Consider the following 14,340-nt stretch of genomic DNA (forward strand, 5'->3'; position numbering starts at 1 on the left):
ATAACTAATAACGGAATTTTTTAATGAAAATTAAAATGATTTAATGCTTTATTAATTATTTATTAAAAATAAAATTAACGGAAAAATAATGTTTTTTTTACTAAAGTAATAGAGGTAAATAACGTTATTGATTTTATTGTTACTTTTTTATATTCAACTCTACATTTTTCATTCTAAATTAAGCGTGAGTCGCCTTTTTGTGATACAGGGTGCTTTAACTTAAGCTAAACTTTGATAAACTTATATTAAATAATAAGATAGGTAGAGTTTGCGTGCTGTTTTTACAGTCTTTCGTTTGGGAAATAATAAATATTTACGTGATATTTATTTCAAGTGAAAACTATTTTGTAATGTGACTAATTTTTAGGGTAATAATCAAAATAACAACAGTAACTTACTCATTTATTCTATAAATAGAAAAGGGATGGTATGAAAACAAATAATCGCAAAATAGTGTTTTATATTATTTTGGTTCTCGTGATAGTCGCTGGAGGCTTTTATTATTGGAGTATGAATTCTAGTGATTTGCCTAGTGGTTTTGCTCAAAGTAACGGAAGAATCGAAGCGACAGAAATTGATATCGCAACAAAAACTGCTGGTCGAATAGATACCATCTTAGTTAAAGAAGGCGATTTTGTTCAGCAAGGGCAAGAGCTGGCTCGGATGGATACCCGAGCATTACAGGAACAACTTCATGAAGTTCAAGCACAATTGCGTCAAGCAATTAGCGCTGTAGTTACGGCTGAATCTGGATTAGTGCAACGTAAAAGTGAAAAATTGGCAGCACAAGCGGTTGTTCGTCAGCGTGAAGCTGAATTAGATGCCGCACAAAAAAGGCTAAACCGTTCTCGTGTATTAGTGAAAACAAATGCAGTATCTCAACAGCAAGTTGATGATGATACGGCACAAATGCAGGGGGCAAAAGCTGCGTTAGAAGCCTCGAAAGCACAGGTCGCTGCATCAATAGCCGCCATTGATTCTGCTCAAGCGGGAATTGTGCAGGCAAAAAATCGCGTAGAAGCTGCCACCGCGACCGAAAGGCGGATTACTGCAGATTTAGAAGATAGCATTTTAAAAGCGCCTCGTAATGGCCGTATTCAGTACCGAGTTGCTGAACCGGGTGAAGTTCTCGGCTCCGGTGGTCGAATACTTAATATGGTGGATTTAAGCGATGTTTATATGACGTTCTTCTTACCAACAGAGCAAGCGGGTAAAGTGGCTTTAGGTAGTGAAGTTCATATTATTCTTGATGCGGCTCCACATATTGTGATCCCAGCTAAGACAACTTTTGTCGCCAGTGTTGCACAATTCACGCCTAAAACAGTTGAAACCCAGAATGAGCGATTAAAGCTCATGTTCCGTGTACGAGCGCGTATTTCACCTGAACTTCTAGAAAAACACTTAGAATATGTCAAAACCGGTTTACCGGGTAAAGCGTATATTCGTTTAGACCCGCAAGAATCTTGGCCGACAGAACTTGAGGTGAGACTACCACAATGACCGATAAATTGATGGATGATGTGATTGTTGATTTACAGCATGTCAGCCAACATTACGGTGATAACTGTGCGTTGGATGACATCACTCTTGCCATTCCTGCCAGAAAAATGGTGGGGCTAATTGGTCCAGATGGCGTAGGGAAATCAAGCTTAATGTCACTGATCGCTGGAGCTAGAGTGATTCAGCGAGGGCAAGTTATTGTACTTAATGGTGATATGCACAATGCTGAGCACCGCAGAAATGTATGCCCCAAAATTGCGTATATGCCTCAAGGTTTAGGGAAAAACCTTTACCATACGCTATCCGTATATGAAAACGTTGATTTCTTTGGGCGACTATTCGGTCAATCGAATGAAGAGCGGGAATATCGGATTCAAGATTTGCTTGAAAGCACAGGGCTGGCACCGTTTAAAGACCGACCTGCGGGTAAATTATCCGGAGGAATGAAACAAAAACTCGGTTTATGTTGTGCGCTGATTCATGATCCGGATTTACTGATACTTGATGAACCTACAACGGGTGTGGATCCATTATCGCGTGCTCAGTTTTGGGATCTCATAGATCGCATTCGAGAACGGCAAACAAATATGAGTGTTTTAGTTGCAACGGCCTACATGGAAGAAGCGGAACGCTTTGACTGGCTTGTAGCAATGGATGATGGCAAAGTCATGGCAACAGGGCATGCCTCTGAATTAAAAGCACAAACTGGTTGTGATGATCTTGAAGCGGCATTCATTGCCTTGCTACCTGAAGAAAAACGCAGTGGTCACCAGAAAGTCATCATTCCCCCTCGGGATACTAGCAAAGATGATGTGATTGCCATTGAAGCTCAAGATTTAACCATGCGGTTTGGCAATTTCGTGGCGGTCGACCACGTTAACTTCGAAATCCCCAAAGGAGAAATTTTTGGTTTCTTAGGCTCTAACGGTTGCGGTAAATCCACGACGATGAAAATGTTGACGGGCTTATTGCAAGCAAGTGAAGGGCAAGCATGGCTCTTTGGCCAAGAGATTGATCCAAAGGATATTGAAACCCGTAAGCGGGTTGGATATATGTCCCAAGCTTTTTCGCTGTATAGCGAATTGACTGTCGAACAAAACCTTGTATTACATGCCAAACTTTTTCATATCCCAGAAGAGAAAATAGCGCCTCGTATCGATGAAATGTGCCAACGTTTCGATCTTGAAGCAGTGAGAGATACGCTGCCAGATGATTTACCTTTAGGTATCCGTCAGCGGCTTTCTCTAGCTGTTGCTGTTATCCACCAGCCTGAAATGTTGATACTAGATGAACCAACTTCTGGGGTAGACCCTGTTGCACGGGACATGTTCTGGAACTTGATGGTCGATTTATCAAGACGTGACGGTGTCACTATTTTTATTTCAACGCACTTTATGAATGAAGCAGAGCGCTGCGATCGAATTTCACTAATGCATGCAGGAAAGGTACTAGATTGTGATACACCAGAAAATTTGATCAAAAAACGTGGTTTAGAGACGCTAGAAGCCACATTCATTGCCTACTTACAAGATGCGGTTGGGGATAGTGGCGCTGGCAAAGAAAGTGCGCCTGAATTCCATGTTGATGCTGGATTAAAACAGCAAACTGCAGAAGCTTTAAAAAAACGCTTTAGCTTTCGTCGGCTATTTAGTTATAGCATTCGGGAAGGCATGGAATTACGTCGTGACCCTGTTCGTTCTACTTTAGCGTTACTCGGCACAGTGATCCTGATGTTTATCATGGGATATGGGATTAGCATGGATGTTGAAAACTTACGTTTTGCCGTGTTAGATCGTGACCAAACTGGGCTGAGCCAAGGCTATACTTTGAATTTAGCGGGATCTCGGTATTTTATCGAACAACCTCCGCTACAAAATTATGAAGAGCTTGAGTTAGGCATGCGAAGTGGGCAAATTACGGTGGCTATTGAAATTCCACCTAATTTTGCTCGAGATATAGCGAAAGGAAACAAAGTTAAGCTCGGGGTATGGATTGACGGTGCAATGCCCAATCGTGCTGAAACGGTACGTGGTTATGTTCAAGCAATGCATTTAGCGTGGTTAAGTTCCATGGCGGCTCGTCAACCTGCTGGTGTTGCAAGTGTACCTGCCGTAGATATAGAAACTCGTTACCGTTACAATCCGGACGTACGTAGCCTTCCTGCCATTGTTCCTGCGGTTATTCCTCTATTATTGATGATGATCCCAGCCATGCTTAGCGCATTAAGTGTGGTACGAGAAAAAGAGTTAGGGTCAATAATTAATCTATATGTTACCCCGATCACCAAATTGGAGTTTTTACTAGGTAAACAGATTCCTTACATTATTTTGGGAATGTTTAACTTTGTTTTACTCTGCATTTTATCTGTGTACGTATTTGGGGTGGAGTTCAAAGGTAGTTTCTTATCCTTGAGTTTGGCGGCATTTCTCTATATCACGATTGCTACAGGAATGGGGTTATTGATTTCCTGCTTTATGAAAAGCCAAATTGCGGCTATTTTCGGGACTTCAATTATCACATTGATCCCTGCGACGCAGTTTTCAGGAATGATTGACCCTGTATCTTCTTTAGAGGGGATTGGCCGTTGGGTGGGAATGGTATATCCAACATCCCATTTTCTGACGATCACTCGAGGGATATTCTCGAAGGGATTAAGTATCTTTGATTTGCAAACCTCATTTATTCCCTTAGTCATCACCATTCCAATCGTGATTGGATTAAGTGTCTATTTCCTGAAAAAACAGGAGTCTTAGGGATGATCCAAAAAATACAAAATATCTTTAATCTGGGAGTAAAAGAGTTACGTAGCTTAGGGCGCGATAAAGCGATGCTGGCATTAATTGTGTTTGCTTTCACCGTCTCTATTTATTCCTCGGCGACAGTGACACCTGGCTCATTACATAATGCTCCGATTGCGATTGCTGACCAGGATAAATCTCAGCTCTCTAACCGGATTATTAATAGTTTTTATGAACCGTATTTCTTGGCGCCTGCGGATATCACTCCGAATCAAATTGATGGGCTACTTGATCGCGGAGCTTATACTTTTGCCATTGATATTCCACCTAATTTTCAACGTGATGTCCTAGCAGGTCGTCATCCTGCTATTCAACTGAATATCGATGCAACACGAATGAGTCAGGCTTTTTTGGGAAACAGTTATATCCAAAATATTACCCTCGGTGAAGTTAACGAATTTCTTGCAAAGTATCGTAGTCAAACAAGCTTACCTGTGGATCTTGAAGTCCGTATGCGCTTCAACCCCAATCTAACTCAATCATGGTTCGGTTCAGTGATGGCGATCATCAACAATATCACCATGTTATCCATTGTATTAACCGGTGCAGCGTTGATTCGTGAGCGGGAACATGGAACTGTCGAACACTTGATGGTAATGCCGCTAACACCCTTTGAAATCATGATGTCAAAAATCTGGTCAATGGGATTGGTGGTTCTGATTGCTTCGGGAATTTCATTGTTATTGGTAGTCAAAACTTTGCTACAAGTTCCGATTGAAGGCTCTATTTTATTGTTTATGTGTGGGGTCGCATTGAGTCTATTTGCAACAACATCGATTGGTATTTTTATGGGAACGATAGCACGGTCGATGCCTCAGTTTGGGTTATTAATGATATTAGTTTTATTACCGCTAAATATGCTTTCTGGGGGAATGACGGCGAGGGAAAGTATGCCGCAACTGGTTCAAGATGTGATGCTTACGATGCCTACCACACATTTTGTTAACTTAGCTCAAGCCATTTTATATCGTGGGGCGGGTTTCCAAATTGTTTGGCCACAATTCATTATTTTGATTGTGATAGGTAGTGTTTTCTTCAGTTTTGCCTTAATGCGCTTTCGAAAAACCATTGCCACTATGGCTTAACTCGATTATTTCTGTCGATATATCATAAAACGCTTGCTGATTAGTTTAGTAAGCGTTTTAATGCCCGGCCTATTAATTTTAAATTAATGATTAGATTATACCTATCAAATCGATAGTGACGACTGATTGGATTAAGTTACTAGAAAACAGTAACTTAATAGGCAACCAAACAGGAGAATATCAAATGTCATTAATTAATACTCAAATCAAACCTTTCACTAATCAAGCTTTTAAAGACGGTAAATTTATCGAAGTGACTGAGAAAGATGTTGCTGGTAAATGGAGCGTTTTCTTTTTCTACCCAGCTGACTTCACTTTTGTTTGCCCAACTGAATTAGGTGACATTGCTGATCATTATGCTGAATTCCAAAAAATGGGCGTAGAAATTTTTTCTGTTTCTACTGACACTCATTTTACTCATAAAGCATGGCACGAAAGCTCTGAAACTATCGGTAAAATCAAATACGCAATGATCGGTGACCCAACAGGTGCACTGACTCGTAACTTCGAAAATATGCGTGAGAATGAAGGTCTGGCTGACCGTGGTACTTTCGTTGTTGACCCACAAGGTATCATCCAAGCTATTGAAATCACTGCTGAAGGTATTGGTCGTGATGCTTCTGACTTACTGCGTAAAGTTAAAGCTGCTCAATATGTTGCAAGCCACCCAGGTGAAGTTTGCCCAGCTAAATGGAAAGAAGGCGAAGCAACACTGTCTCCATCTTTAGATTTAGTCGGCAAAATCTAATCAATAAATATTGATAAGTAAATTGCAAAGTAAGCCAAGTTGCAGGCACCAAACATAATAATGTATAAGCCTGCAACCTGGCTATACAACGGGTAAATGTACCCGAATTTATAGACAAGGGGATTACATGCTCGATAATAATTTACAGGCGCAATTAAAAGCCTATCTAGAAAAATTAACTAAACCCGTAGAATTAGTTGCAAATTTAGATGACAGCGAAAAATCTCACGAAATAAAACAATTACTTGAACAAATTGCTTCGTTGTCTGAGATGGTGTCTATGCGTGTAGAGCAAAATAGCGCTTTGAGAACACCATCATTCTTAATCACCAACCCAGGGACCAATATTGGCGTGCGCTTTGCAGGCTCTCCATTGGGCCATGAATTTACCTCTTTGGTTCTTGCTCTACTGCAAGTCGGTGGACATCCATCCAAAGAAGCCCAAGAATTATTGGATCAGGTGAAAAGCTTAGACGGCGATTTTCACTTTGAGACTTATTATTCATTATCTTGCCATAACTGTCCGGATGTCGTTCAGGCGCTAAACTTGATGGCAGTTCTGAATCCAAACATCTCACATACGGCAATTGATGGCGCATTATTTCAAAATGAAATCGACGAACGCAACATCATGGGTGTTCCAGCCGTATTCTTAAATGGTAAAGAGTTTGGCCAAGGCCGCATGACACTGAGTGAAATTGTTAGCAAAGTTGATACTAATGCTGATGCCCGCGCCGCGAAATCACTCAGTGAACGTGAACCATTTGAAGTGCTAATTATTGGTAGTGGTCCTGCTGGCGCTTCGGCAGCGGTATATACTGCACGTAAAGGCATCCGTACGGGTATGGTCGGTGAGCGTTTTGGTGGCCAAGTTATGGATACTGTAGATATCGAAAACTATATTTCGGTATTGAAAACAGAAGGGGCTATTTTAGCAGGTGCCCTGAAGAATCATGTAGATAGTTATAATGTGGATGTCATTGATGGCCAGTCTGTGACTAAATTAATCCCCGCAGAACATGTGGGTGGCTATCATCAAATTGAAACTGCCTCCGGTGGTGTGATGAAAGCACGCAGTATTATTATTGCAACAGGAGCCCGCTGGAGAAATATGGGAGTACCGGGTGAGCAAGAATACCGCACCAAAGGTATCACTTTCTGCCCACACTGCGATGGCCCATTATTTAAAGGCAAACGCGTGGCTGTGATCGGCGGTGGTAACTCTGGTATTGAGGCGGCAATCGACTTAGCGGGTATCGTTGAGCATGTTACGGTTCTTGAGTTTGCTTCAGAATTAAAAGCTGACTCAGTGTTACAAGAAAAAGCACGCAGCTTAGGTAATATCGATATTATTTTAAATGCTCAAACCCTTGAAGTGAAAGGGGATGGCAGCAAAATGACTAGCTTAGAGTATAAAGACCGTACCGATGACAGTGTACATTCTTTAGAGGTTGCTGGGGCATTCGTTCAAATTGGCTTGTTACCAAATACAAATTGGTTAGGCGATACAGTTGCTCGTAACCGTATGGGCGAAATAGAAATTGATGCACGTAATGAAACCAATGTAAAAGGTGTATTCGCTGCGGGCGACTGTACTACAGTGCCATATAAACAAATTATCATTTCAGCCGGAGAAGGTGCAAAAGCCGCACTTAGCGCATTTGACTACCTAATCCGCACTAGTACCAGAACCGCTGAATAGGAGTTTTTTACTCTAAATTCAGTGAGTTGTAGTCAAAAGGCACTCGGGGGCGAGTGCCTTTTTTTTGTGCATAATCTGTACAAAAAGGGCTCAAAAGTGCCTAAAAGTGTTCAAGTGTGGACAACTTGTGGACGATCTAAACGCTGATTTGGTGGTACTTACAGCGAAGAAATGCATTCCAGTGTGGACAATTTGTGGACATTCCAAAAGCTAAGTTTGCATCGGTTTATGTCGTTCAAATCATCCAAATACGAATAACTAAGGTGCTAACGCCGTTCCTCCTTTTAGTGGATTGTACGTAATCGCATCCTGAAGAAAATCCGGTGCAAAGTGAGCGTAGGTCAATGTTTGCTGTAATGTTGAGTGACCTAGGATTCTCTGCAAAGTAATAATACTGCCGCCATTCATCATAAAATGAGTTGCGAAAGTATGCCGTAATGCATGGGTGGCTTGACCTAGCGGCATGTCCGGCTTAATAGTCTTTATGTGTCTTCTAAACATGTGATAAGACGTTCTTGGGAATAGCATCCCCGATTTTTTCTCGCAAATCATATCCGCAACTTCTTGAGAAATTGGCACTATTCGCGCTTTGCCTGTTTTGGTAAAGGTGAATCGGATTTTATTTTGAATAACGTGATCGCGTTTTAATTTAACTGCTTCCCCCCAACGCGCGCCGGTACTCAAACATAAGATCGCCACTTTTTTATTGTCGCCTTTCAGCAAATTAAGCAGCAGCTCGATTTCTTCACTAGTTAAATACGACATTTCGGTCGCTTTTTGTTTTAACCGCCCCAGTCCACGTATTGGGTGCTGTCCCATAAATAAATCGGTGCGTTTCAATGCGGTAAAAATGCCGCTTAGTGCAGAAAAATCCCGATTTATTGTGGAGGGCTTAATTCCAGCAGCGAGCCGGAGTTCACGGTATAACGCTAGTTGCTTATCGTTTAATTGGCACATCGGCGGATTATCTAGCGCGGTTGCGATGCGCGTTGCTCTAAATAATGTATCTCGCCCATAAGCATTGCTTTTACCAAATGTGTTCCACCACAAATCAATTAAGTCCTGTAGGGGGCGAATATCATTGGATTTATCTAGCCAGTCTTTGTGCATTTTGTTTGATAGAGCATAACGTTCAAACAAAACGGCTTCGTGTTTTGTATCAAATCGACGTCTGACGCGTTTTCCTTGGCGGCCAGCCGGTCTAATGTCCACTTCATATTGACCATCTTCGAGTTTCTTAATTGCCATAAGAAGTGTCTCCGATGGTTTGCTCACTCTGTAAATTCATAACTTCACAGAATGCTAAATGTATTGTTATCCAGTTTTCTTGTCTGAGTGGGATGATCCTGCATTTTCGTGCCCAGTGTGTGCTAAGGCCGGTGCGATTTGTCCAGCCTCTGGATTCACCTCATCGAACATGAACCAGTCTCGGTATTTTCTAAATTTAGGATGCTTGAAGAATTTCATAGCCGATTCCAAAGACATTTTGGCTTTTCCACTTTCATAACCGTGATAAGTAACATAATTAATACCTACTAAATCAGCAGCTTGCTTAACATTAAGTCGCTCAGACTCACGTATGAGTTTTAGTTTTTCGCTATCGTACGTTGACATTATATAAGAGATCTCTTATTTTATAAGTAAGTTGATATCTCGTTGCAGTGATGCAAAGAGTCCTAAAGCGCTAGAAAGCGCCTGATAGTAGAGGTTAGCAGATGAGAGAGAAAATCGTAAGTCTGTCAGATGGTGTGACCGAGGAAAAGTTCGCGGAAATGATTGGCAAACCTACAAGCGCGGTTGCTGATATGCGAAAAGCAGGGAAGTTACCGATTATTCAGATGAAAAAGCCTGGCTCTAGTCGTGCTGAGAACTATGTGTATTTGCCAGCTTGGAACAGTGGTTTAAGGCTGGCGTATGAGTCGTTACCTGCGGAGATGCGCGACGGCTGGTTAGTGTGGTTAGGCTTAGGTAAGCCGCAATGAACCGGATTATTGGTGTGAGTCGTCATTGTGCCGTGTATCGCGGGTTTACGATTATTACGTTGCCTCGCAAGATACGGACACCAATCACGCGATACCACGTTTGGCATGTAGGGGAGTCGTTCGGCAAGTTCGATGCAATGGCCGAGGCGACAAAATATATGGATGGGCTGTGGAGAGAGAAAGATGGAAAGTAATTTACTCGCTAAGAATACACAAAACGGGGTATATATTTGTATTGAAGATAAGTATTCACCAATAAATAGTGTTGTTTTTGAATTATCACAATTAATGCACTTTCTTCCCTTGAGTAATGTTGGTAATACCGTCTTGATTTCGGTGGATGGAATGATTGACTTTAGCCCAAGTATTTCGTTTGCCAAGTTTTTAAGCTTCTTTCGATATGTCATAGAGCAAAGTCAGAAACAAAATAGCCATTCACATTTGTTCACGATAACAATAAAAGAAGATCTGACTTGTGAATGGCGAAATTAGTTAATTAAAAACGTTTACGACGCGCAGAAGGGTGTAAGTCACCAATATTAAATTTAGACGCAAATGCTTTTGAAAAATGCATATTGGGAATTAATATACCGGCAGAGTCGACAATAGGTGATGAAATGATTTTATCTTTGAAAGCTTCAGCTCTTAACCGCGTTTCTTTATATGAAGGTAGGTGTGTTTCTTGTTCGATACCTAAATTACTTATGCCATTAAATGTGCTGAAGGCAGTCCAGTGCCAGTCGTTGGTAGTTTCTTCAATTTCAAAGTATATAAGGCTTTTGTCATCATGTGCTTCTAAATCAGCTTGTTCAGTATACAAAATAATTTCTTCTAAATTATCAAGCGACTCTATTCTAGAAGAAAAACTTGGACTAGTTATTTTGAACTCTTTATACACAAGCTCCCAATAAGAACTTTGTTTATCTGCGTGAACATAAAATTTCATTGCATTTTCCTTTTTTAAAGTGGTTGTTATGCCTGATTCCTGTCAAGAAATTGCAGGCATAGCAAATATATCACACACCATGTTGCCGATCATGGCTAAAAAATCGGAACGTATTCTATTGATAATAGTTAATTAAATAATGAGATCGAGATTAAATCTATTTATTAAAATATAACTATTTTTGATTATTTATCTATTCAAACTTAAACAATGACCTTTATCGGTCAGGGATTTTTATTACCTAAAAATGAGGTTTTAAAATGAGAAATATTCCAGAACCAGTATTTACGCCCGTCGCTGAAAATATAAAAGCTAATCGGGAAGATGAACGTAAATCATTAATGAACCGCTATGCGGATCGCCAACGCCAATTAGCCGATAAAATTCTGACGGAGAAACTAGATTACGCGCAGATACATCAATTATTAGTCGATGAAGCGGACAAATTCGAGTCACAAGCCGGAGAGCTTAACTATGTCTGATGTTATCGACCGTGCCAATGACCATGCTGCACTAGTACTGGAACAACATATTGAAGCGGCAAGAAAGCCAGTTAATAGCGTATCTGCGTTTGAATGTGAAAATTGCGATCATCCGATACCGGAAGCACGCCGCCAAGCGGTAATGGGCTGCACATTATGCATCGATTGCCAAATATTAAGCGAATTGAAAGACAAACATTATCGGAGTGTATGAGAAATCATTCTCTGTACTTCGTTTGCAAATAAAAAGCACACAACCTGCGGGATGGACGCGGATTGTGTGCTCTAAGGTTATCACATGAAATCATATCATATTCAGTCGTTATTACCTCGCCTCATACACGACTTTCAATTCAAAGAGCAAAACGGTTATTTGCGCCAAGGTGTATGCCCAAGTTGTAAGAAAAAAGAGCTATTTACCTCCATTGAAATGCCGTTTGTGTTGCGTTGTGGGCGAGAAAATAAATGTGGCGCTGAGTTGATTGTTAAAGAAATCTACCCCGATATATTTGATGACTGGTCAGCGCACTATCCCAAGACGCAACAAGCTCCGAATGCAGCCGCAGATGCTTATTTACAGCACGCACGAGGGCTAGATGTTGCACCGTTAAAGGGGCTGTATTCTGAGTCGAGTTATCATGCTAATGGCTTAGGGGCGGCAACGATTAAATTTTCGTTACCGGAGGGCGCTTATTGGGAACGGATTATTGATAGACCGTCACGCTTTGATCGTAAAGCTAACTTCTTTGGTTCCTATAAAGGGTATTGGTGGACACTGCCGCAACAGGATTTAACTCAAGTTAAAGAGATTTGGTTAACTGAAGGTATTTTTGATGCACTCAGCTTGATTCAAAATGGTATTCCCGCTGTCTCTCTAATGACTTGCCATAATTATCCTGAAGTCTCTTTAAATGCATTGAAAGCCGCTATAGGTAACAATAAAAAGCCGCTTTTAGTTTGGGCGCTGGATAATGGCGCAGCCGGTGAACGAGCCATGAAGAAATTTGTTGCCCGCAGTATCGATGATGGATGGCGATCCACTGCTGCCAGACCGGCTGAAATCGATACTGGCAATGATTGGAATGACTTGCATATGAAAGGCAAGCTAACGGATCGCGATATTGCCCGTTATCGCTATTATGGCAAGTTACTGCTAGCTTCAACCGCGTTCGAAAAAGCCCGTTTGATGTTCAATTGGACAGAGCGCTCAGAGTTCGATTTTCAACACGATAATCGGTTGTATTGGTTCAAGTTGGATATCGATAAAATGATGAAAACTATTGAGCGTATTCATGATGCTGAACCCGATTTAGATGAAGATGAAGCTAGACAAAAAGCGGTGAAAGAGTCCGGTACCGTAGTTGAAATCGCTAACTGCTATCCCACACCATTATATTTCCAAAAATCCGTTGAAACCGATGAATCATGGTATTACATGCGTGTCGATTTTCCTCGTCAACCCCAAGTTAAAGCCACTTTTACTGCCTCACAGCTAACCAGTGCCAGTGAATTTAAAAAGCGTTTATTGCATGTGGCCAAAGGGGCGGTTTATACCGGCACGACTTTGCAATTGGACCGTATCTGCAAGCAAGCATTGCCGGATATCAAAGAGGTGATTACGCAAAATTATGTGGGCTACAACAAAGAGTATGGCGTGTATGTGTTTAATAATGTGGCAGTGCAGGATGGTAAGTGTTTTACATTAAATGAAGAAGATTATTTTTCCCTTAATAAATTGGATATCAAGACGTTAAGCCTCAGCCCATCATTGGCCATTAATACGGATCTGAATGAGTTTGATACCGTCTGGTTAGAATCCCTTTGGGAGGCGTTTGGTGCTAAAGGCTATGTGGTATTGGCGTTCTGGTTAGGTTCATTCTTTGCGGAGCAGATACGCAAGACCCATAAAAGTTATCCATTTTTAGAAATCTGCGGTGAGCCTGGTTCTGGTAAAAGTACTTTGATTGAGTTTTTATGGCGTTTATGTGGTCGCGCAGATTATGAGGGGTTTGATGCGTCAAAATCCAGTGCAGCAGCTCGTGGCCGTAATTTCTCGCAAATAAGTAATTTGCCCGTGTGTTTAATTGAAAGTGATCGTGTGCAAGATAATGCAAAGCTGAAAGCCTTTGATTGGGAAGAACTTAAATCACTGTATAACGGCCGCGCGACGCGTTCATTAGGCGTCAAAAATAGCGGGAATGAGACCTATGAGCCGTTATTTAAAGGCAGCATTGTGATTGCACAGAATGCGGAAATTAACGCGTCACGCGCCGTTTTAGAACGAATTATTCATCTGTATACCGATAAAGCCGAGCAGAGCGTCGAAACCCGTTATGCCGCCATTGCCCTGGAACGTTATCCCATAGAAAAGTTATCCGGTTTTCTGCCTACGGTGCTGATGAAAGAAACAGAGATATTAAAGCAATATAATGAGCGCGTAGATGGTTTACAGGCGCAGTTATTTGCAGATAAGGCGATTAACCATGAACGGATCGCCAAGAATCACGCACAGCTAATCGCATTGTTGGAAACGTTATCGTTAGTTCTCCCTGTAAAAGCGGCCCATATTCGCCAAACTCGTAACTTTATTATTGAGTTGGCCAAACAACGTGTTCAAGCGATCCAACTCGACCAACCGCAAGTGATGGAGTTTTGGGAGCTGTTTGATTATTTACACGATAATGAAGCCTTTGGTGTGAATCATAGTAGTGAAAAGGGTGTTTATGCGGTGAACTTTAACCATATTGCACAGGTAGCCAGTGAGTACCGTCAGTCTATGTTATTGAATACAGATATTAAGAACTTATTGAAAGCGGGGCGCATGCGTAAGTTTGTGGGCGTTAAGACGGTGAGAAGTGTGGTGAACAGCCAGTTTAATAACACGCTTGCGGTAGGGAGTACTTTAACGAAGCCTGATGTGCTCAGATGTTGGGTATTCCAAGAAAACAGTGAAAGCTAGTTATTGTCTATTTCCTTTCTATCGGCTGCCTTGTGCAGCCTTTCTTTTATCTAAAAGTATCCCTCCTTCTGCAAGTCTGCTTAACTGCAAACGTGTTGATTTATTATGGTGTAACCTTTTGGGCTCGCTCTGTAACCT

At 41.4% G+C, this 14,340-nt stretch carries 13 protein-coding genes; 10 read left to right on the plus strand and 3 right to left on the minus strand.

Annotated features, from left to right (window positions below):
* Positions 1-429 precede the first annotated feature (429 nt).
* From EL244_RS08695 to ahpF, 5 genes are all read left to right on the plus strand, one after another.
* A complete protein-coding gene (locus tag EL244_RS08695) occupies positions 430-1,500 on the plus strand; it encodes an HlyD family secretion protein (protein WP_126460226.1) in 1,071 nt (356 codons plus the stop codon).
* A complete protein-coding gene (gene rbbA / locus EL244_RS08700) occupies positions 1,497-4,253 on the plus strand; it encodes a ribosome-associated ATPase/putative transporter RbbA (protein ID WP_126460229.1) in 2,757 nt (918 codons plus the stop codon). Before EL244_RS08695 ends, rbbA begins: the two co-directional genes overlap by 4 nt.
* A 2-nt stretch (positions 4,254-4,255) precedes the next feature.
* The gene (locus EL244_RS08705) at positions 4,256-5,383 is read left to right on the plus strand and encodes an ABC transporter permease (protein WP_126460232.1); all 1,128 of its coding nucleotides are present in this window, start codon (positions 4,256-4,258) and stop codon (positions 5,381-5,383) included.
* Between the two features lie 184 nt (positions 5,384-5,567).
* Positions 5,568-6,131: an alkyl hydroperoxide reductase subunit C gene (gene ahpC / locus EL244_RS08710; RefSeq protein WP_039854074.1), complete on the plus strand. Its 564-nt coding sequence runs from the start codon at positions 5,568-5,570 to the stop codon at positions 6,129-6,131.
* A 127-nt stretch (positions 6,132-6,258) separates the two neighbouring features.
* A complete protein-coding gene (gene ahpF, locus EL244_RS08715) occupies positions 6,259-7,833 on the plus strand; it encodes an alkyl hydroperoxide reductase subunit F (RefSeq protein ID WP_126460235.1) in 1,575 nt (524 codons plus the stop codon).
* Positions 7,834-8,091: 258 nt separating this feature from the next.
* Here the strand turns inward: ahpF and EL244_RS08720 are convergent, their stop codons facing one another.
* Both EL244_RS08720 and EL244_RS08725 read right to left on the minus strand, forming a co-directional pair.
* Positions 8,092-9,081, minus strand: coding sequence for a phage integrase (locus tag EL244_RS08720; protein WP_006813061.1), 990 nt, complete (start codon positions 9,079-9,081; stop codon positions 8,092-8,094).
* 66 nt (positions 9,082-9,147) lie between these two features.
* A complete protein-coding gene (locus tag EL244_RS08725; RefSeq protein ID WP_126460238.1) occupies positions 9,148-9,447 on the minus strand; it encodes a helix-turn-helix transcriptional regulator in 300 nt (99 codons plus the stop codon).
* Between the two features lie 101 nt (positions 9,448-9,548).
* On the opposite strand from EL244_RS08725, the gene EL244_RS08730 reads away from it, so the two are divergent.
* Positions 9,549-9,815 (plus strand): Cox family DNA-binding protein, encoded by a 267-nt coding sequence (locus EL244_RS08730; protein WP_006813059.1) that lies wholly within the window; start codon positions 9,549-9,551, stop codon positions 9,813-9,815.
* A 183-nt stretch (positions 9,816-9,998) separates the two neighbouring features.
* Positions 9,999-10,307 (plus strand): hypothetical protein, encoded by a 309-nt coding sequence (locus EL244_RS08740; protein WP_126460244.1) that lies wholly within the window; start codon positions 9,999-10,001, stop codon positions 10,305-10,307.
* 4 nt (positions 10,308-10,311) lie between these two features.
* On the opposite strand, the gene EL244_RS08745 is transcribed toward EL244_RS08740, so the two are convergent.
* Complete coding sequence (locus EL244_RS08745) at positions 10,312-10,761, minus strand: hypothetical protein (protein ID WP_126460247.1); 450 nt, start codon at positions 10,759-10,761, stop codon at positions 10,312-10,314.
* Between the two features lie 260 nt (positions 10,762-11,021).
* Between EL244_RS08745 and EL244_RS08750 the strand changes: the two genes are divergently transcribed.
* From EL244_RS08750 to EL244_RS08760, 3 genes are all read left to right on the plus strand, one after another.
* On the plus strand, positions 11,022-11,243 hold the full coding sequence (locus tag EL244_RS08750; protein WP_006813054.1) for a DUF2732 family protein: 222 nt from the start codon (positions 11,022-11,024) through the stop codon (positions 11,241-11,243).
* Positions 11,236-11,457, plus strand: coding sequence for a TraR/DksA family transcriptional regulator (locus EL244_RS08755; RefSeq protein ID WP_006813053.1), 222 nt, complete (start codon positions 11,236-11,238; stop codon positions 11,455-11,457). Before EL244_RS08750 ends, EL244_RS08755 begins: the two co-directional genes overlap by 8 nt.
* A gap of 84 nt (positions 11,458-11,541) precedes the next feature.
* A complete protein-coding gene (locus EL244_RS08760) occupies positions 11,542-14,202 on the plus strand; it encodes a toprim domain-containing protein (RefSeq protein ID WP_126460250.1) in 2,661 nt (886 codons plus the stop codon).
* The last annotated feature ends 138 nt before the right edge of the window (positions 14,203-14,340 follow it).

The organism is Providencia rustigianii (assembly GCF_900637755.1).
Lineage (GTDB): Bacteria > Pseudomonadota > Gammaproteobacteria > Enterobacterales > Enterobacteriaceae > Providencia > Providencia rustigianii.

Excerpts from the sequence above, each read along its gene's own strand:
- ahpC (WP_039854074.1), top strand. The coding sequence starts at position 5,568 with ATGTCATTAATTAATACTCAAATCAAACCTTTCACTAATCAAGCTTTT.
- EL244_RS08705 (WP_126460232.1), top strand. The coding sequence starts at position 4,256 with ATGATCCAAAAAATACAAAATATCTTTAATCTGGGAGTAAAAGAGTTA.
- EL244_RS08755 (WP_006813053.1), top strand. The coding sequence starts at position 11,236 with ATGTCTGATGTTATCGACCGTGCCAATGACCATGCTGCACTAGTACTG.
- EL244_RS08740 (WP_126460244.1), top strand. The coding sequence starts at position 9,999 with ATGGAAAGTAATTTACTCGCTAAGAATACACAAAACGGGGTATATATT.
- rbbA (WP_126460229.1), top strand. The coding sequence starts at position 1,497 with ATGACCGATAAATTGATGGATGATGTGATTGTTGATTTACAGCATGTC.
- ahpF (WP_126460235.1), top strand. The coding sequence starts at position 6,259 with ATGCTCGATAATAATTTACAGGCGCAATTAAAAGCCTATCTAGAAAAA.
- EL244_RS08745 (WP_126460247.1), bottom strand. The coding sequence starts at position 10,761 with ATGAAATTTTATGTTCACGCAGATAAACAAAGTTCTTATTGGGAGCTT.
- EL244_RS08750 (WP_006813054.1), top strand. The coding sequence starts at position 11,022 with ATGAGAAATATTCCAGAACCAGTATTTACGCCCGTCGCTGAAAATATA.
- EL244_RS08760 (WP_126460250.1), top strand. The coding sequence starts at position 11,542 with ATGAAATCATATCATATTCAGTCGTTATTACCTCGCCTCATACACGAC.
- EL244_RS08695 (WP_126460226.1), top strand. The coding sequence starts at position 430 with ATGAAAACAAATAATCGCAAAATAGTGTTTTATATTATTTTGGTTCTC.
- EL244_RS08725 (WP_126460238.1), bottom strand. The coding sequence starts at position 9,447 with ATGTCAACGTACGATAGCGAAAAACTAAAACTCATACGTGAGTCTGAG.
- EL244_RS08720 (WP_006813061.1), bottom strand. The coding sequence starts at position 9,081 with ATGGCAATTAAGAAACTCGAAGATGGTCAATATGAAGTGGACATTAGA.
- EL244_RS08730 (WP_006813059.1), top strand. The coding sequence starts at position 9,549 with ATGAGAGAGAAAATCGTAAGTCTGTCAGATGGTGTGACCGAGGAAAAG.